The organism is Hansschlegelia plantiphila (assembly GCF_027922265.1).
In the GTDB taxonomy this organism is placed as follows: Bacteria; Pseudomonadota; Alphaproteobacteria; order Rhizobiales; family Methylopilaceae; genus Methylopila; species Methylopila plantiphila.
This window is the reverse complement of sequence record NZ_BSFI01000008.1, coordinates 318,471-335,477: the sequence shown is the minus strand read 5'-3', so window position 1 is coordinate 335,477 and position 17,007 is coordinate 318,471. Positions and strand designations below refer to the sequence as shown.

General features: G+C 68.2%; 16 protein-coding genes. 9 read left to right on the top strand and 7 right to left on the bottom strand.

All coding sequences use genetic code 11. From position 1 onward, the window contains the following. Nucleotides 1-7: 7 nt before the first annotated feature. Nucleotides 8-856, bottom strand: a complete 849-nt coding sequence (locus PKE75_RS11355; protein WP_271168839.1) for a DUF1194 domain-containing protein — start codon at nt 854-856, stop codon at nt 8-10. Between the two features lie 171 nt (nt 857-1,027). Between PKE75_RS11355 and PKE75_RS11350 the strand changes: the two genes are divergently transcribed. Then, entirely contained in the window at nt 1,028-1,438 is a 411-nt protein-coding gene (locus PKE75_RS11350) for a cytidine deaminase (protein WP_271168838.1), read from the top strand. 18 nt (nt 1,439-1,456) lie between these two features. After that, nucleotides 1,457-2,086 (top strand): uracil phosphoribosyltransferase, encoded by a 630-nt coding sequence (upp, locus tag PKE75_RS11345; protein ID WP_271168837.1) that lies wholly within the window; start codon nt 1,457-1,459, stop codon nt 2,084-2,086. A 16-nt stretch (nt 2,087-2,102) separates the two neighbouring features. On the opposite strand, the gene PKE75_RS11340 is transcribed toward upp, so the two are convergent. The 3 genes from PKE75_RS11340 to PKE75_RS11330 are packed head-to-tail and all read right to left on the bottom strand — an operon-like array spanning nt 2,103 to nt 4,532. Further along, nucleotides 2,103-2,681: a Smr/MutS family protein gene (locus PKE75_RS11340; RefSeq protein WP_271168836.1), complete on the bottom strand. Its 579-nt coding sequence runs from the start codon at nt 2,679-2,681 to the stop codon at nt 2,103-2,105. Then, nucleotides 2,678-3,781: a murein transglycosylase A gene (mltA, locus tag PKE75_RS11335; RefSeq protein ID WP_271168835.1), complete on the bottom strand. Its 1,104-nt coding sequence runs from the start codon at nt 3,779-3,781 to the stop codon at nt 2,678-2,680. The genes PKE75_RS11340 and mltA overlap by 4 nt, the downstream gene beginning before the upstream one ends. Nucleotides 3,782-3,815: 34 nt before the next feature. Continuing rightward, nucleotides 3,816-4,532: a Tim44/TimA family putative adaptor protein gene (locus tag PKE75_RS11330; RefSeq protein ID WP_271168834.1), complete on the bottom strand. Its 717-nt coding sequence runs from the start codon at nt 4,530-4,532 to the stop codon at nt 3,816-3,818. Nucleotides 4,533-4,713: 181 nt separating this feature from the next. On the opposite strand from PKE75_RS11330, the gene PKE75_RS11325 reads away from it, so the two are divergent. Continuing rightward, complete coding sequence (locus tag PKE75_RS11325) at nt 4,714-5,148, top strand: FxsA family protein (protein WP_271168833.1); 435 nt, start codon at nt 4,714-4,716, stop codon at nt 5,146-5,148. A gap of 120 nt (nt 5,149-5,268) precedes the next feature. Further along, nucleotides 5,269-5,739, top strand: a complete 471-nt coding sequence (gene secB, locus PKE75_RS11320; protein WP_271168832.1) for a protein-export chaperone SecB — start codon at nt 5,269-5,271, stop codon at nt 5,737-5,739. Nucleotides 5,740-5,782: 43 nt separating this feature from the next. Here the strand turns inward: secB and PKE75_RS11315 are convergent, their stop codons facing one another. Beyond that, nucleotides 5,783-7,186: a glutamine synthetase family protein gene (locus tag PKE75_RS11315; RefSeq protein ID WP_271168831.1), complete on the bottom strand. Its 1,404-nt coding sequence runs from the start codon at nt 7,184-7,186 to the stop codon at nt 5,783-5,785. 360 nt (nt 7,187-7,546) lie between these two features. On the opposite strand from PKE75_RS11315, the gene PKE75_RS11310 reads away from it, so the two are divergent. From PKE75_RS11310 to PKE75_RS11295, 4 genes are all read left to right on the top strand, one after another. Continuing rightward, entirely contained in the window at nt 7,547-8,653 is a 1,107-nt protein-coding gene (locus PKE75_RS11310) for a polyamine ABC transporter substrate-binding protein (RefSeq protein ID WP_271168830.1), read from the top strand. A 194-nt stretch (nt 8,654-8,847) separates the two neighbouring features. Further along, the gene (locus tag PKE75_RS11305) at nt 8,848-10,011 is read left to right on the top strand and encodes an ABC transporter ATP-binding protein (protein WP_271168829.1); all 1,164 of its coding nucleotides are present in this window, start codon (nt 8,848-8,850) and stop codon (nt 10,009-10,011) included. A 6-nt stretch (nt 10,012-10,017) separates the two neighbouring features. Then, a complete protein-coding gene (locus PKE75_RS11300) occupies nt 10,018-10,971 on the top strand; it encodes an ABC transporter permease (RefSeq protein WP_271168828.1) in 954 nt (317 codons plus the stop codon). Beyond that, entirely contained in the window at nt 10,968-11,789 is an 822-nt protein-coding gene (locus PKE75_RS11295; RefSeq protein ID WP_271168827.1) for an ABC transporter permease subunit, read from the top strand. Before PKE75_RS11300 ends, PKE75_RS11295 begins: the two co-directional genes overlap by 4 nt. 36 nt (nt 11,790-11,825) lie before the next feature. Here the strand turns inward: PKE75_RS11295 and PKE75_RS11290 are convergent, their stop codons facing one another. Then, entirely contained in the window at nt 11,826-13,553 is a 1,728-nt protein-coding gene (locus PKE75_RS11290) for an AsmA family protein (RefSeq protein WP_271168826.1), read from the bottom strand. Nucleotides 13,554-13,726: 173 nt separating this feature from the next. On the opposite strand from PKE75_RS11290, the gene PKE75_RS11285 reads away from it, so the two are divergent. Continuing rightward, the gene (locus PKE75_RS11285; protein ID WP_271168825.1) at nt 13,727-15,691 is read left to right on the top strand and encodes an acetoacetate--CoA ligase; all 1,965 of its coding nucleotides are present in this window, start codon (nt 13,727-13,729) and stop codon (nt 15,689-15,691) included. A gap of 47 nt (nt 15,692-15,738) precedes the next feature. Here PKE75_RS11285 and PKE75_RS11280 read toward each other — a convergent pair whose 3' ends face one another. Beyond that, nucleotides 15,739-17,001, bottom strand: coding sequence for a nicotinate phosphoribosyltransferase (locus PKE75_RS11280; protein WP_271168824.1), 1,263 nt, complete (start codon nt 16,999-17,001; stop codon nt 15,739-15,741). Nucleotides 17,002-17,007 lie beyond the last annotated feature (6 nt).

The window sequence follows — 17,007 nt, the reverse complement described above, 5'->3', positions numbered from 1 at the left end:
GTCGGCGTCAGTTGCCGAAACGGTCGCGCCAGATCTGCTCCCCGGCGAGGCAGTCCGTGGCCGGCTCCGAAGCGGTCGGCGTCGGCCGTGCGCCGAGATCGGAGGGAAAGCCCTGCTCCTCCGGCTCCAGTCCCGCGATCTCCATGACGAGCTTGGTGCGGACCGCCTCCGGGAACTGATCGGCCCCGCGGACCGGCACCATGAAGGCGCCGGGGCCGCCGATCACGCAGTCGCGGTAATAGGCGTCGAGATCGCCCAGGTCGACGATCCCGTAGGCCGAACGCTTCAGCATCAGCGGCAGGCCATTGATCACCACGCCGCGTTCCAGCACTTCGTCGCGGGCGGCGGCCACCGTGGGGCCCTGGTTGTTCGGGCCGTCGCCCGAAACGTCGATCACCTGACGCGCGCCGCGGACGCCGCTGCTGGCGAACAGCTTCGCCCCGAAGATCAGCGCGCTCGAGATCGACGTTCGGTAGGCGCGGCGAAACGGGGCGTCCGCCAGTCGCCCTGCGAAGGCGGCGGCCGTCTCCGGGCCATCGACCAGCGTCCAGGGAACCACGACGCGCTGTTCGTCGGCGCCCGCCCATTCCACATAGGCGATTGCGATGCGGCCGATCATGCCCTGCCGGATCGCGTCCAGCACGGGCTTGGAGGTCATCGCTTCGATATAGCCGTCGCGCTGGACCTTCTGCTCCTCCGCGTCCATCGAATAGGACACGTCGACGGCGAGCAGCAGTTCGAGATCGACGGAGGGGCCGCCATCGTCGGCGTAGGCGGCCGAAGCGAGAAAGACCACCGCCGCGAGCGCGAGGCGCCGCAGGCCGATCCCGTCGAAGCGCGCCGTGATCGCGCTCATCGCCGTTTCCCTCCGCGCTCGCAGCAGGTCGGGAAGTCACATCCCGACGATGGCGCCGAAGCATCGGAGCCGCCATCAGTTTCCGATGTTCCCCACAGAAGCTGCCTTCCGCCGCGCCACGCGCTATCCTGCGTCGCCGGCGGCGTTTCGCGCGCCGCCGAAGGATTGGGAATGATCGACGAGGAAACCGTGGCCGCCCTGTTCGCCGCCGGCTCAGCCGTCCGCGAAAACGCCTACGCGCCCTATTCTGGCTTCCGCGTCGGCGCGGCGCTCGTGACCTCCGACGGAGCGATCCACGCCGGCTGCAACGTCGAGAACGCCGCCTATCCCGTGGGATCCTGCGCCGAGGCCGGGGCGCTCTCTGCGATGGCGGGGTCGGGCGCGCGGCGGCTCGCCGCGATTCTGGTGCTGGGAGAGGGCGACGCGCTTTGCACGCCGTGCGGCGCCTGCCGGCAGCGCATCCGCGAATTCGCGGCGGGCGACGCCGTCGTGCTGGTCGCGGGACCTGAGGGCGTGCGCCGCCGGTTCACGGTCGACGATCTGCTGCCTGAGAGCTTCGGACCCGACAATCTTGGCCGCTGAGCAAGGACAAAGAGCCCCATGGCCAAGGTGACCGTCTGCGATCATCCGCTCGTCCAGCACAAGCTGACGCTGCTTCGCGACAAGACATGCTCCACCGCGGATTTCCGGTTGCTGCTGCGCGAGGTCTCGCTGCTGCTCGCCTACGAAGTCACGCGCGACCTGCCGGTCGAACTCGTCGAGATCGAGACGCCGATCCAGCGGATGAGCGCGCCGCGTCTGTCCGGCAAGAAGCTGGTGTTCGCGTCGATCCTGCGAGCCGGCAACGGCCTGATAGACGGCATGCTCGATCTCGTGCCGTCGGCCCGCGTCGCCCATGTCGGCATCTATCGCGACCACGAGACGCTCGCGGCCAAGCGCTACTTCTTCAAGGCTCCGGCCGGTCTGTCCGAGCGGCTCGTCATCGTCGTCGATCCGATGCTCGCGACCGGCAACTCGGCGACCGACGCCGTTTCGACGCTGAAGGCGGAGGGCGCGCGCGACATTCGCTTTCTGTGCCTTCTTGCAGCGCCCGAAGGGATCGCCCGCTTCGCCGCCGCCCATCCCGACGTGCCGGTCTTCACGGCTGCGATCGACACGCGCCTCAACGAGAACGGCTATATCGAGCCCGGCCTTGGCGACGCCGGCGACAGGCTCTACGGCACGAAGTGAGCGGCGCGCCGCATGATCAGCGCCGCATGCCGCCCTTGCGGATTCGAACATAGAGCGCGCCCGCGCCGCCATGGACGACGTCGGCCTGCTCGAATCCGACGATGATCTGGCGCGCGGCGGGCGAGCCGAGCCACATCGGCACCGAGCGCCTGAGCACGCCGCGCTCCGAGCCGTAAGGCTCGTCGCCCGCCGACGGCCGTCCCTTGCCGGTGATGACGAGCACCACCTTGCACCCGCTCGCCTGCGCGCCGATCAGGAAGGACGCGAGCCGGCGGTGCGCCTCGTCCTGCCTCAGCCCATGGAGGTCGATGCGGGCGTCGATCGATACGACGCCCCGCGCCAGCCGCCGGCGCAGACGGTGCTCGAGCGGGGCGAGCGGCGGCGGCGCGGGCGGAGCGTATGGCGCGGGCTGCGAGGAAGTCCGCGCAGGCTGTGGGCTCGGTTTCTTGGGTTCGGCCGTCTCTGGCGCAAATGGCGCGGAGGGCGTTATCGGCTGAAGTTCGCGTCCCGGAAGCGGCCGGACCGATTCGACCACCCGCGTCCACAGCGCGAGCTCGGCCTCGGAGACGACCCGTCGACGCCGTCCGCCGCTCATCGCGCCGCGTCCTTTGTCGGCTTCGGCAGCAAAACGAAGAAATCGGCGTCGTCGCGCATCGAGCCGGCGAGCGCGCCGGCCGCGTCGCCGGAGCCGGCGAAGAAGTCGCCGCGGGCGGTTCCGACGATCGCGGAGCCGGTGTCCTGGGCGATCGTGAGGCGGCGCAGCGGCGCGCCGTCGGGCGTCACGCCGTCGACGTACATCGGCAGCCCGTATGGCCACACCGTGCGATCGACCGCGAGGCTGCGCCCGGCCGTGAGCGGCGTCCCCTGTCCGCCGCGGGGGCCGTCAGCGGGAGCAAGCGATTTGTCGATCTGAAAGAAGATGTAGCTGTCGTTACGCCGCATCAGCGCGCGCCCGTCTTCGGGATGGGCGGCGAGCCAGGCGCGGATCGAGGCCATGGTCGCGGTCTGCGGCGTCATCTCGCCTCGCTGGACCAACAGCCGTCCGATCGCGGTGAACGGCCGCCCGTTCCGCCCGGCATAGGCGATCCGGAGCGCTGACCCGTCGGGAAGCCGCACCCTGGACGAGCCCTGCACGTGGACGAAGAAGGCGTCGACGCGATCGAGATAGACGAGCTCCAGCCCGCGGCCCGCGAGAGCGCCGTCCTCTATCGCGGCGCGCGTGGGATAGGGCTTCAGCCCGGCGCTCGTGCGTCGCGCCGCCTGCAAGCCCGTCGGGAGGCCCGGCGCCGTCTCACCCTGCGCCAGCGACACGAGGTCGGAGGGACGCGCGAGCAGGGGCGTGTCGCGCCGCCGCGTGGGCTTGAGCGAGCCCGATATCTCCGGCTCGTAATAGCCGGTGAGTTGGCCGCGCCCCACGCGAAACGGCGAAAACACCCGTTCGAAGAAGGATCGGGCCCCGGCCGGATCGGCCTTCGCGGCCTGGGCGCATGCAGCCGCAAGCGCCGCGCCGCCGGGAACTCCCGGTCGGAGCGGGGCCGCCGAAGCGTCGATCGCCTGACAGGATTTTCTGAACGTCACGAGCGCTGCGGCGTGATCGTCCTCAGCCCAGCCCGGGATAGCCGAGAAGGCGACAGGCGACAGGCTCGCCGCGTCCGCCTTTGCGCCCGCCGCCGCCAGCATCGCAAGGAGCGTCACCAGCGCGACCCTCCGACCGCTCAAGGCCGGCCGCTCACACAGCCGCGGTCGAGATAACCCGCCAGTTCGGATCGCGGGCGTTGAGCTCGCGCGAGAACGTCCAGACGTCCACGAGGTCGGCGATCTCGGTCGGGCTGCCGTCGATCACGACGCCGGCCTTGTCGCGCGTCGCCGATATCAGCTTGGAGACGAAGCGCATGGTGATCTGAGCGTTGCGTCCGACCACCTCGGCGCCGACGAGATCGGCCTTGTCGATCGAGATGAAGCTCGATTCCACCGTCTCGCCGCGGCTCTCGCGGTCCGCGATCGCGGCGGAGAAGCTGTCGAACACCTCGCGGGCGAGGAGCGGCTTCAGGGTCTTGCGGTCGCCGGAGGCGAAAGCGTTCACGATCATCTCATAGGCGCTGCGGGCGCCGGCGACGAATCCGCGGGCGTCGAAATCGCGCTCGGCCGCCACGATCTGGTCGAGGCCGCGAGCGGCTGCGCTGTCGGCTTCGACCAGGCCCGCCCAGCGGTCGACCGCGGGCTCCGGCGCCTCGGTCACGGGCGTCGGCCGCTGCGGCTCGGAGGCGCGCTGCGGCAGCGGCACGACCTTGTCGCTGACGGTCTTCGGCTTGGGGCGGCCGATGAACGGGTCGCTCGGGCGACGCTCCTGGCCAGTGCGGGTGCCGAGCACCGAGCGCAGCCGGATGAAGATGAACACCGCCAGCACGAGGATGATGATCGTGTAGATGTCGAAGCCGTCGCTCATCTCGTCTCGCAGTCGTCTCTGAGGCCTGCTCCGGCCGGGGCGCATCTCGCAGGCGCTTCCTATATGTGATGAAGACGACGTGCGATTCCAGACGCCGCGTGTCGCATCGGCTTGAATCCGACGCGGGATCGTCCCCACATGACGGCTGTTCACGGTCCAACAGGCGCTTCACGGATACGTCATGCCCCGAATTCTCGGCCTAATACTGATTCTGCCGGTGCTCGAGCTGCTCGCTTTCGTGGGCGTCGCCAGCGCCATCGGCCTTGGTAAGGCGGTCCTGCTGCAGCTTGCGATCTCGCTGATCGGCGTCGCCATGATCAGCTCCCTCCTCACCGAGGCGAAGACGCGGGTCCGCGGCGGCGGCGTGATGTCCTTCGCGCTCGACAAGTCCCACTCGATGCGCGGGCTCGCCGGACTTCTGTTCGCGGTGCCCGGCTTTCTGACCGACGCGCTCGGGGTGCTCGCGCTGGTGCCCGAGTTCCGGACGCGTCTCCGGCGACTGCTCGGCGGCCAGCCGGTCACGGCGCGGACGCCCGGCAGGCGGGCCGCGCCCGCCGACCTGATCGAGCTCGACCGTCGGGAGTGGCGCGAGGCGCCGCCGGGCGGCGAGGCCTGACCCGTCTTACCCCGAGCGTCGCCTTGCGGCTTCGCCGAGCCCCGTGCTACGCCGCGCGCGATCGCGGCCGCCCATGGCGGACCGGCCGATAGCCCAGCCGACGCCCGAGGATAAAGACGAATGGCCAGCAACAATAACGGCGCGCCCACCGCCGAGAACGCGGCTCCCGCCATCAATGTCCTCGCCCAGTACGCCAAGGACCTGTCGTTCGAAAACCCCAACGCGCCGCGCTCGCTCGCGCCCCGCACCAGCGCGCCGAACATCGAGATCAAGGTCAACGTCAACGCCCGCAAGGTCGGCGAGACCGACTTCGAGGTCGAGCTCGCGATCGAAGGTCAGGCGAAGGACGGCGAGCAGCTCATCTTCCGCGTCGACCTGACCTATGGCGGCGTCTTCCGGGTCATCAACATTCCGGAGGAGCAGATCCATCCGGTGGTGATGATCGAGTGCCCGCGCCTGCTGTTTCCGTTCGCCCGGCAGATCGTGGCCGACAGCGTCCGCAACGGCGGCTTCCCGCCGCTGATGATCGACCCGGTCGATTTCGCGGCGCTCTACCGCGCCCGCGCCGAGGAGGCCGAAGGCACGGCGTGAGGCTTTCCCGTCCCTCCCCGCGTCTGCGGGGAGGAGCCCGGGCTTAGACGTTGAGCAGCAGGAACTCGCGTTCCCATGGGCTGATCACGCGCATGAAGGTCTCGAACTCCGCGCGCTTGATCGAGGCGTAGGTCGCGACGAAGGTGCGGCCGAACACGTCCTGCAGCCCGGCGCAGTCCTCGAAGGCGGAGACCGCCTCGAGCAGCCCGCGCGGCAGATCGTAGTCGAGGCCATAGGCCGAGCCGTCGATCGGCTCCGAGGGCGTCAGGCCCTCCATCATCCCGAGATAGCCGCAGGCGAGCGACGCCGCGATCGCGAGGTAGGGATTGGCGTCGGACGACGGCACCCGGTTCTCGACGCGCCGCGCCTCCGGCCCCGAAGGCGGCACGCGGATGCCGGTGGTGCGGTTGTCGTAGCCCCACTGAACGTTGATCGGCGCGGAGGAATGGCGCGTCAGCCGGCGATACGAGTTCACGTAAGGGGCGAGCACGCTCATCACCGCCGGCAGGTACTTCTGCGTGCCGGCGAGGAAGCCGAAAAACTCGGTCGAGGGCTTGCCCTGGGCGTCCGAGAAGATGTTCCGGCCGGTCTTCACGTCACGCACCGACTGGTGGATGTGCATCGCCGAGCCCGGCTGGTTCGCGATCGGCTTCGCCATGAAGGTCGCGTACATGTTGTGCTTGAGCGCGGCCTCGCGGATCGTGCGCTTGAACAGGAAGACCTGGTCGGCGAGCGCGAGCGGCGCGCCGTGGCGGAGGTTGATCTCCATCTGCGCCGCGCCCTCTTCGTGGATGAGGGTGTCGATCTCGAGCCCCTGGGCCTCCGAGTAGTCGTAGATGTCCTCGAACAGCTCGTCGAACTCGTTGACCGCCGAGATCGAGTAGGACTGCCGGCCGGTTTCCGGCCGTCCCGAGCGGCCGATGGGGGGCTCCAGAGGATAGTCCGGATCGGTGTTCGGCTTCACGAGGTAGAACTCGATCTCGGGGGCCACGATCGGCGCCCAGCCCTTGTTGTCGAACAGATCGACGACGCGCCGCAGCAGCGCCCGCGGCGACACCTCGACCGGCCGCCCGTCGCGGTGGTACGCGTCGTGGATGATCTGCGCTGTCGGGTCCGAGGCCCACGGCACGGTCGAGAGCGTGGAGAAGTCCGGCTCCAGGACGAGGTCGCTGTCGGCGGGATCGCCGCCGCCGATCTCGTCGTCATCGGCGTAGCCGCCCGCGATCGTCTGGTGGAAGATCGACGACGGCATGTTCATCGTCGGCGACTGGAAGAACTTCTGGGCCGGCATGATCTTGCCGCGCGCCACGCCCGCCTGGTCGGGCAGCAGGCACTCGATCTCCTCGATATCGCGGTCGGCCACCCACTGGCGGCCTTCCTCGGCGTTCGCGACGCCGCGCCGATCGGCGATCGACTCCTTGAGCTCCGAACGCTTTTTCTTTCCCATTTTCAATACCCGACTGGCGTCACCCTCCGCTGTCCGGCGGAGACGGACCCGAGCCGGCGAAGGCGACGCTGCGCTCGTGGAGAGCGCGGTCGCTGCAGGCGGGCCGCTCCCGGATCGGGCCGAGGAGAGGAGGTGTGAGGCGGCCCCGCGGCGGAACGATGCCGCCGGATGCGCGGAAAGCTCCGCGCATCCGGCGGCAAGCCTGCCCGAGCCGGCGCCCCAAATCAATCCGGCCCGGAAAGATCGCAGCGATGGCGCGGAAATGGGCTGGCAAATCTGTTGTGCGGTTCGATCGGCGGAGCTAGCCTTCGGGTTGGTCGGCCTCCCGCGCAGGGTCGAGGGGGTCAGGGGATTTCGCGCATGTCGTTAAAACGGTTCGTGAGCGCGTGGACAGTCGCGCTCGGGCTGGTCTTCGGCGTCTCGGGCGCCGCGATCGCCCAGCAGAAGGAAGTCCGCGTCTACAACTGGTCGGACTATATCGACGACCAGATCCTCAAGGACTTCGAGGCCGAGACCGGCATCAAGGTCGTCTACGACGTCTTCGACTCCAACGAAATCCTCGAGACCAAGCTGCTCACCGGCAAGACCGGCTACGACGTGGTGGTCCCGAGCGCGACCTTCCTGTCGCGCCAGATCAAGGCCGGGGTGTTCCAGAAGCTGGACAAGTCGAAGCTTCCGAACCTGGTGAACGCCTGGCCGGAGATCTACAAGCGGGTCGCCCAATACGATCCGGACAATTCCTATTCGATCAACTACATGTGGGGCACGACCGGCATCGGCTACAATGTCGACAAGGTCAAGAAGGCCTTCCCCGACGCGCCGCTCGACAGCTGGGCGTTGGTCTACGATCCCGACAACCTGAAGAAGCTGAAGGGCTGCGGCGTCATGCTGCTCGACAGCCCGGAGGACCTTCTGCCGTCGGTGATGACCTATCTCGGCCTGTCCCCGGACTGGTCGAACGTCGAGAACGTGAAGAAAGCGGCCGAGCATCTCGCCAAGCTGAAGCCGTACATCACCAAGTTCCATTCCTCCGAATACATCAACGCCCTCGCCAACGGGAACATCTGCGTCGCTGTCGGCTATTCCGGCGACATCTTCCAGGCCAAGACCCGCGCCGAAGAGGCGAAGAAAGGCGTCAACATCGACTACTCGCTGCCCAAGGAGGGCGCGCAGCTCTGGTTCGACGAGATGGCGATCCCGGCCGACGCGCCGCACCCGGAAGAGGCGCTGATCTTCCTCAACTACATGCTGAAGCCCGAAGTCGCGGCCAAGGCGTCGAACTTCGTGCAATACGCCAACGGCAACCTGAAATCGCAGGAGTTCCTCGACGAAGGCGTCAAGGGCAACCCCTCGATCTACCCGACGCCGGAAGTGTTCGCGCGGCTCTACACCGTGCCGACGATCGAGGACTCCAAGACCCAGCGCGCCCTGACCCGCGCCTGGACGAAGGCGAAGAGCGGGCGGTGATCTGACGCTCGCCAAACGTCGAAACCAACCGCGTCGTCGTCCTCCGGCTTGACCGGAGGACCCATGCCGGACGTCGAGCGTGACGCCGTCATGGTCCGGTCAAGCCGGACCATGACGGCGGAACGATCCGGCTCGCCGCTCCGGCCGGCATGACGACCTTTTCGATAGCCTCCCCTCCACGCTCCGGATCCTCCATGGCCAAAGCCGCTCAGAAAGCCCTCGGCCCGATCCGCCGCTCCTTCGCGCCGTGGCTCGATCCCTCGGCGGTCCCGCTGATCCGCTTCGAGAACGTGGTGAAGCGCTTCGGGGATTTCGTCGCGGTCGACAACGTCTCGATCGACATCCACCAGCGGGAGTTCTTCGCGCTGCTCGGGCCGTCCGGCTGCGGCAAGACCACCCTGATGCGGATGCTGGCGGGCTTCGAGGCGCCAACCTCCGGCCGCATCACGCTCGCCGGCAAGGATCTCGCCGGCGTGCCGCCCTACCGGCGGCCTGTGAACATGATGTTCCAGTCCTATGCGCTGTTCCCGCACATGACGGTGGCGCAGAACATCGCCTTCGGCCTGAAGCAGGACAACATCGGCAAGGCCGAGATCGAGACGCGCGTGAAGGAGATGCTCCGCCTCGTGAAGCTCGAGGCGTTCGGCGCGCGCAAACCTCACCAGCTCTCCGGCGGCCAGCGCCAGCGCGTCGCGCTCGCCCGATCGCTCGCCAAGCGCCCGAAGGTGCTGCTGCTCGACGAGCCGCTCGGCGCGCTCGACAAGAAGCTCCGTGAGGAGACCCAGTTCGAGCTGATGGATCTGCAGCAGGAGCTCGGTCTCACCTTCATGATCGTGACCCACGATCAGGAGGAGGCGATGGTCGTCGCCGATCGCATCGCGGTGATGAATCACGGCAAGCTGGTGCAGGTCGCGACGCCGGGCGAAATCTACGAGCAGCCGAATTGCCGCTACGTCGCGGACTTCATCGGCGACATCAACATCTTCGACGCGACGGTGACCGGCGCCGAGGTCGGCGGGACCAGGCTCAAATCCGCCGAGGTCGGCGCCGATTTCGTCGCGGCGGGCGACGCCTCGGCTGTCGCGGGCACGGAGGTCGCCCTCGCGATCCGCCCTGAGAAGATGCGGATCTCCACCGAGCCGCCGCCCGCCGACGCGACCAACGTGCTGAAGGGCGAAGTCTGGGACATCGCCTATCTCGGCGACTGGACCACGCTGCTGGTGAAGGTCGAGGGCAGCGAGAAGATCGTCCGCGTCAGCCGCGCCAACATGACCCGCAGCGAAGCCCGGCCGATCGGCTGGGACGACAAAGTCTTCGTCTGGTTCGCGCCGGACGCCGGCATCCTGCTGGCGGCGTGAGGGATCATGACGGACGCCGCAGCGCCTGACGCCTCGCCCCCTGCGCGCGCAGCCGCGGCTCCCGGCCGCTGGAAGCGATGGCTGCTGATCGCGATCCCGTATTGCTGGCTGCTGGCGTTGTTTCTCGCGCCGTTCTTCATCGTGCTGAAGATCTCGGTGTCCGACACGGTCATCGCGCAGCCGCCCTACGAGCCGGTGCTCGACCTCTCCCAGGGATGGCAGGGGATCAAGGACTGGTGGAGCGCGCTCGACCTCGAGAACTACTCCGCGCTGTTCGACGACGAGCTCTACCTCGCCTCCTACCTCTCGAGCCTCAAGATCGCGACGATCTCTACGCTGCTGACGCTTGCGATCGCCTATCCCATGGCCTACGGCATGGCGCGGGCGCCGAAGAGCATACGGCCGACGCTGCTGATGGCGGTGATCCTGCCGTTCTGGACCTCGCTGCTGATCCGCGTCTACGCCTGGATCGGCATCCTCAATCCGGACGGGCTGCTCAACGCCTTCCTGCTGTGGGCGCGCGTGATCAACGAGCCGCTCTACATCATGAACACCGAGACGGCCGTCTATATCGGCATCGTCTATTCCTACCTGCCGTTCATGGTGCTGCCGCTCTACGCCAGCCTCGAGAAGCTCGACGAGACGCTGCTGGAGGCCGCGGCCGACCTCGGCTGCCCGCCGTGGAAGGCGTTCTGGAAGATCACCGTGCCGCTGTCGCTGCCGGGCGTGATCGCCGGCTGCTTCCTCGTGTTCATCCCCGCAGTCGGGGAGTTCGTCATACCGGACCTGCTCGGCGGCTCCGAGACGCTGATGATCGGCAAGACGCTCTATAACGAATTCTTCCTCAACCGCGACTGGCCGGTGTCGTCGGCGATCGCCGTCCTGCTGCTGCTCGTGCTCGTCGTTCCGATCGCGATCTACAACAACATCCAGGCCCGCGAGATCGGGGACAAGGCATGAGAAAGGGCCTTTCCGGCGTCAACATCGTCGCGCTCACCTTTGGCTTCGCGTTCCTGTACCTGCCGATCCTGCTGCTGGTGATCTATTCGTTCAACGCTTCGCAACTCGTCACGGTCTGGGGCGGGTTCTCGACGCGGTGGTACGTCTCTCTGTTCCACAACGAGCAGCTTCTCGAGGCCGCCTGGGTCACGATCCGCGTCGGCCTGCTCTCCGCGACGGTCGCGACCGTGCTCGGCACGCTCGCCGCCATCACGCTGGTGCGGATGGGCCGCTTTCCCGGCCGCACCCTGTTCTCCGGCATGGTCTATGCGCCGCTCGTGATGCCCGAGGTCATCACCGGCCTCTCGATGCTGCTGCTGTTCGTGGCGATCGGGCTCGACCGCGGCTTCATCACGCTCGCCCTCGCGCACATCACGTTTTCGATGTGCTTCGTCGCGGTCGTTGTGCAGTCGCGGCTGATCTCGTTCGACAGGAGCCTGGAGGAGGCCGCGCTCGACCTCGGGTGCACGCCGTTCAAGACCTTCTTCGTCATCACGCTGCCGATCATCCTGCCGGCGATCGTCTCCGGCTGGATGCTGGCTTTCACGCTGTCGATCGACGATCTCGTGATCTCGCAGTTCACCACGGGGCCGGGCGCCACGACGCTGCCGATGCGGATCTATTCGTCGGTCCGGCTCGGCGTGAAGCCCGAGATCAACGCGGTCTGCACCATCCTGATCGCCATCGTCACGACCGGCGTCATCATCGCCTCGATCGCGACCAAGCGCGCCGAGAACGAACGCATGAAAGCCGAACGCGCCGCGGCCGCCGGGCGGTAAGCCGGACCATTCGGCGCGAATTGCCCGCGTCTGCGGCTATCCGCCGGGTGTCGCCGAATGGCGCCGGTCGGCCTCGGCGTGCGGATCTGTCGCCGAAGACAGATACGGCCGTAATTTCGGCGATGACAGCGGGCCGTCGACTCGGACCGGCAGCGTCCAGGCCCCCTCCTTCGGCTTTACGAAACCCTGCAGCCGAAGGTCGCGGTCCACCAGCCGCGCCTCCCCCGACAGGGTGAACGTGGCGTCCGAGCCCATGATCGCGAAGTCGCTGGTCCGCGCGACGCCGTGATCGATCCTGAGCGTCGCCTCGGCCGACGCGATGTCCATGCCGCCGCGCAGACCGGCCAGCGAAAGCGTCCGGCTACGGCCGATGCCCTCCAGGGAGCCTCCTGTGACGCGGGCCTCGCCTTCGCCCTTGAGCGTCGCGATCACGTCGGCCGCGGAGACCCCGACTCCTTCGACGGAGATGTTCGCGGTCAGCGCGCCCGTCAGCGGGGGCTGCGTCACGAAGCGTCTGAGCGCTTCGTCGAGATCGATCCCGGTCAGCTCCGTCTGAAGCCGGACCCGAGCGCCGGCGGCGCCCTCGGGAGAAACCGACAGATGGCCGCCGACCGTGCCGTCGTATGCGGAGGCCTCGCCGACCGCGAGGTCGAAGGCGCCGCCGGCGATCACGACGGTCGCCGCGATCGGTCCCAGCCTCAGCGCGCCGGACCGCACCTCGCCAGCCGAGAGCCTGAGGTCGAGGTCGTAGCCGGCGAGCAGCTTCAGATCGACCGGCCGGGGGTTCCAGCCATGCTCCTCCTGGAGCGCAGGCGCGATTCCGTTGACATAGGGATCGAGATCGAGACGTCCCGTGTCGAGCGTCGCCTCGATGCTCGGTTGTCCGGAGACCACGGCGATCCGCCCGGCGCCCAGAAAGCTTCCGCCTTCGAGGTTGAGTTCGGCGTCCGCGATCGAGAGGCCCGATTTGTCGGCGGTCGCGCGGCCGACGAGGGAAAAGCCGGTGAGGGGTGAAGATCTGCGCGGCGCCGGCGCGCCGATCCAGCGCAGCGTCTCGCGGAGCGAGGCCGCGCGCGCGCTGAGATCGCCCGTGAAGCGCACGCCGCCGTCGTCGATCGCCGTGCCGTCGAATGTCACGCGGGCGCCGCCGCCCTCGATGCGCACGCGGAACGGCGCCTGCTCGTGGCGGGCGAGCGCCTCGGGGTCCGTCAGCGCGAAGGTCGCCTCGACCGGCCGGTCCGCGAACGTTCCGTAGCCGGAGGCCGAGAGCGGGCGACCGGCGCCCGCCCAGACGAGACCGGCCTCCACCTTCTCCACGGCCTGCCCGCCCCAGGCCAGCCGGCCGTCGACGATTCGGATCGAGGGCGCGGTCCAGGCCCGGGCGGGCGTCACGCCTGTGCTGAACAGCGCGCCGACCGGGATCCGGTCGAGCGCGATCTGGGCGCCGTCCAGCGTGACGTCGCTGAGCTCGAGCCGGCCGAACAGCAAAGCCGACATCCGCGGGGAGCCGATAAGTTCGCGCGCGATGGCGAAGGGCTCCTGGTCGCCCTGGGCGAAGCTGACGCCGGCCATCCGCACCTGCGGCGTCGGGAACATCGACAGTTTCGTGCGGCCGTTGACCTCGACGCGCAGGCCCGAGCCATCGCGCAGCGCGTCCAGCATGGCGACGCCGGCGTCGTCGAGCGGCGCCCGCGCCAGAAGCGTCACAAAGACCGCGACGGCCGCGGTCGCCAGGATGGCGATGCCGAGAACGATGCGGCGCATGAGGCTGGAAGTCCTTTCGGGGCGCGCTGGTGAACGCCCGACTATCGACCGGCGGCGCTTATACCGCGGCGCGATCCGCGCTCCAAACCGTCTGCGTCCTGCGACGCATTCCGGCGTTCGCCGAGAGAGCTTATAAGGCGATCTCGTAGTCTGCGTTCAAGCGGAGCCGCCCGATGATGACCGACGCCAAAGCGCCGCTCTGGACCCCGCCAGCCTCCCGGGCGGCGGCGAGCGCGATGGCCGCCTTCGCGGATCTGGCGTCCGCCCGCGCGCACAGAAAGCTGAAGACTTTCCGCGAGCTGCACGCGTGGTCGATCGAGGATCGCGCGAGCTTCTGGGACCTTGTCTGGAGCTTCTGCGGCATCGTCGGGGACAAGGGCGAGCGGCTGCTGGTCGACGGCGACAGGATGCCGGGCGCCCGCTTCTTTCCCGACGCGCGATTGAACTTCGCGGAGAACCTGCTGCGCCGCATCGGCTCGGGCGAGGCCATCGTGTTTCGCGGCGAGGACAAGGCCGAGGCGCGACTCACCTGGGACGAACTGCGCGCGATGGTCTCGCGCATCCAGCAGGGTCTCGCCGCCGCCGGCGTGGGGGAGGGAGACCGGGTCGCGGCGATGATGCCGAACCGGCCCGAGACCGTCGCCTTCATGCTGGCGACCGCCTCGCTCGGCGCGATCTGGTCGTCCTGCTCCCCCGACTTCGGCGAACGCGGCGTGCTCGACCGCTTCGGTCAGATCGAGCCCAAGGTGTTCGTGACCGTCGACGGCTACTGGTACGCCGGCAAGCGCATCGAGATTCTGTCGAAGCTCAAGCCGATCGTCGAGGCGCTGACCACCGTCCGCCAGACCGTGATCGTGCCCTATCTCGGCGTGCATGACATGGTGGCCGAAGCCCTGCCGCGGGCGGTCACGCTCAATGAGTTCGCGGGAGGCTTCGAGGCGAAAGAGCCGACCTTCGCGCGGCTGCCGTTCGACCACCCGCTGTTCATCCTGTTCTCCTCCGGCACCACGGGCGTGCCGAAATGCATCGTGCATTGCGCGGGCGGCGTGCTGCTGCAGCTCGTCAAGGAGCACGTGCTGCACTCCGACAACCGGCCGGGAGACCGGGTGTTCTACTTCACGACCTGCGGCTGGATGATGTGGAACTGGCTGGTGGTCGGTCTCGCCGCCGAAGCGACGTTGCTGCTCTATGACGGATCGCCGTTCCACCCCGGTCCGAACGTTCTGTTCGACTTCGCGCAGCAGGAGCGGATGACGTTCTTCGGAACGTCCGCCAAGTGGATCGACAGCGCGAAGAAGCTCGGCCTGCGCCCCTGCGAGACCCACGACCTTTCAAGCGTCCGCACCATGGCGTCGACTGGTTCGCCGCTTGCGGACGCGAGCTTCGACTGGGTCTACCAGTCAGTGAAGCGCGACATGCAGCTCGCCTCGATCTCGGGAGGCACCGACATCGTCTCCTGCTTCATGATCGGCAATCCCCTGGAGCCGGTGTGGCGCGGCGAGATCCAGGGTCCGGGTCTTGGCTACGACATGGCGACGCTCGACGACGACGGCCGGCGCATGGCGTCCGGCAAGGGCGAACTCGCCTGCATGCAGGCCTTTCCGACCATGCCCATCGGCTTCTGGAACGACCCGGACGGAGTCAAATACCACGACGCCTATTTCGATCGCTTCCCCAATGTCTGGGTGCATGGCGACTTCGCGGAGTGGACCGTCCATGGCGGGATGATCATCCACGGCCGCTCGGACGCGACGCTCAACCCCGGCGGCGTGCGCATCGGCACGGCCGAGATCTACGCCCAGGTCGAGAAGATGGAGGAGGTCGTCGAGGCGATCTGCATCGGGCAGGACTTCGATGGCGACGTCCGCGTGGTGCTGTTCGTCCGGCTGAAGAACGGAGCGGCCCTCGATGACGATCTGACGAAGCGCATCAAGACCCGCATCCGCGAGGGCGCCTCGCCGCGCCATGTGCCGGCGAAGATCGTCGCCGTGACCGACATTCCGCGCACCAAGTCCGGCAAGATCGTCGAGCTCGCAGTGCGCGAGGTGGTGCACGGACGTCCGGTGAAGAACAAGGAGGCGCTGGCGAACCCCGAGGCGCTCGACCTGTTCGAAAAGCTGGCGGCGCTGCAGGATTGAAACGCTTCCCGTGTCCCGGTCGGGACACGGGCGGCGATTCTCCCGGCTCACCCCAGCTTCAGGAACTCCCGTCCGGCCTTCACGAGGTCGAACGTCTTCCACCCGCCCGCGCCGTCCGGCAGCTCGTAGCGGACGATGTCGGCGGTGGCGTAGGTCCGCGACAAGCGGGACGGCAGGAACGAACCGGTGCCCACCACGTCGACCGGGACCGCGAGATTGCCAAACACGCGGCACTTCACGGTGTCGAAGCCGGACGAGACGACGATCCGCGGCTGCGGGAAGCCGGCGTCGTCGAGCGCCTTGCGGAAGAAGATGGCGGCTGCGGCCGTCACGCCGGTGCCGAACAGGAACTTGTCGCGCAGCTCGTCGGCCGACATGCCGCCGAGCTCGTCGAAATCGAATCCGGTGAGCGCGAGCTTCGCGACCTCGCCTGGCGTGTGCCGGTGGGTCCACTTCAGAAGCGTGCGGACGCTGCGCTCCCAGTCGAGCCCTTCGAGCTGCCTTCCGCCATGGGTGTCGAGCCGGAACGACAGCCGCTTGCCGGCCTCTCCGGGTCCGCCGGCGCCGTAGAACCAGCGGCAAACCGCGAGCGCGTCCGTCACCTCTCGTCCGTCATAGTCGTTGAGCACGGTGTAGCCGGGCTCGTCGGGAAACTGCGCGGCATAGAGCTTGGCGGCCTCCAGCGTCGGGCTCTCGGAGGCGGGATCGCGCCCCTCGCTCAGCATCCGCGCCTTCGCGTAGCCGATCAGCGAATGCGGCATGGTGCCCAGCCCATGGGGCGTGTCGAACAACGGGGCGGCGATGTCGGTCGAGGTCCCGATGAAGCCCTTCGCCCCCATCAGCTTGGCCGTGCGGGAGCCGACCGCTGCGCCGTAGGAGCAGGCGAGGTGCATGTCGTCGCCGGTGGTGTGGCGCGCCTCCATCGCGAGGAATTCCGCGCCCGGCAGCGCGAGGCACATCGAGAAGGCGTTGAACGCGGAGATGCAGGAGAAGCCGATGCGCTGAAGCAGCAGCGTCTCGATCGGCGACAGCGCGACCAGCGAGCCGGTGACATAGAGCATCGGCTTGCCGGACGTCAGCACCGTGCCTTCGGGCACGGCGCGCGTCAGCGAGAGCGGGATCTCGGCTCCGGGGGGGTAGATCTGATCGAGGAACTCGATCGCCCGGTCGATCGCGACCACGGCGTCGCTGCGCAGGAAGACGGCGTAAGTGACCCGCGCGTCGCCATGCGCCGCGACGATCTCCGCGGTCTTCGCGAAGTAGGCGTCGGTGCGCCGGGCGATGAAGTCTGCGTCGTCGGAACCTCGCACCCCGCC

What these genes read in the sequence shown, in the direction of transcription:
- PKE75_RS11355 (WP_271168839.1), bottom strand. Translation starts at nt 856, where the DNA reads ATGAGCGCGATCACGGCGCGCTTCGACGGGATCGGCCTGCGGCGCCTC.
- PKE75_RS11350 (WP_271168838.1), top strand. Translation starts at nt 1,028, where the DNA reads ATGATCGACGAGGAAACCGTGGCCGCCCTGTTCGCCGCCGGCTCAGCC.
- upp (WP_271168837.1), top strand. Translation starts at nt 1,457, where the DNA reads ATGGCCAAGGTGACCGTCTGCGATCATCCGCTCGTCCAGCACAAGCTG.
- PKE75_RS11340 (WP_271168836.1), bottom strand. Translation starts at nt 2,681, where the DNA reads ATGAGCGGCGGACGGCGTCGACGGGTCGTCTCCGAGGCCGAGCTCGCG.
- PKE75_RS11330 (WP_271168834.1), bottom strand. Translation starts at nt 4,532, where the DNA reads ATGAGCGACGGCTTCGACATCTACACGATCATCATCCTCGTGCTGGCG.
- PKE75_RS11325 (WP_271168833.1), top strand. Translation starts at nt 4,714, where the DNA reads ATGCCCCGAATTCTCGGCCTAATACTGATTCTGCCGGTGCTCGAGCTG.
- secB (WP_271168832.1), top strand. Translation starts at nt 5,269, where the DNA reads ATGGCCAGCAACAATAACGGCGCGCCCACCGCCGAGAACGCGGCTCCC.
- PKE75_RS11315 (WP_271168831.1), bottom strand. Translation starts at nt 7,186, where the DNA reads ATGGGAAAGAAAAAGCGTTCGGAGCTCAAGGAGTCGATCGCCGATCGG.
- PKE75_RS11310 (WP_271168830.1), top strand. Translation starts at nt 7,547, where the DNA reads ATGTCGTTAAAACGGTTCGTGAGCGCGTGGACAGTCGCGCTCGGGCTG.
- PKE75_RS11305 (WP_271168829.1), top strand. Translation starts at nt 8,848, where the DNA reads ATGGCCAAAGCCGCTCAGAAAGCCCTCGGCCCGATCCGCCGCTCCTTC.
- PKE75_RS11300 (WP_271168828.1), top strand. Translation starts at nt 10,018, where the DNA reads ATGACGGACGCCGCAGCGCCTGACGCCTCGCCCCCTGCGCGCGCAGCC.
- PKE75_RS11295 (WP_271168827.1), top strand. Translation starts at nt 10,968, where the DNA reads ATGAGAAAGGGCCTTTCCGGCGTCAACATCGTCGCGCTCACCTTTGGC.
- PKE75_RS11290 (WP_271168826.1), bottom strand. Translation starts at nt 13,553, where the DNA reads ATGCGCCGCATCGTTCTCGGCATCGCCATCCTGGCGACCGCGGCCGTC.
- PKE75_RS11285 (WP_271168825.1), top strand. Translation starts at nt 13,727, where the DNA reads ATGATGACCGACGCCAAAGCGCCGCTCTGGACCCCGCCAGCCTCCCGG.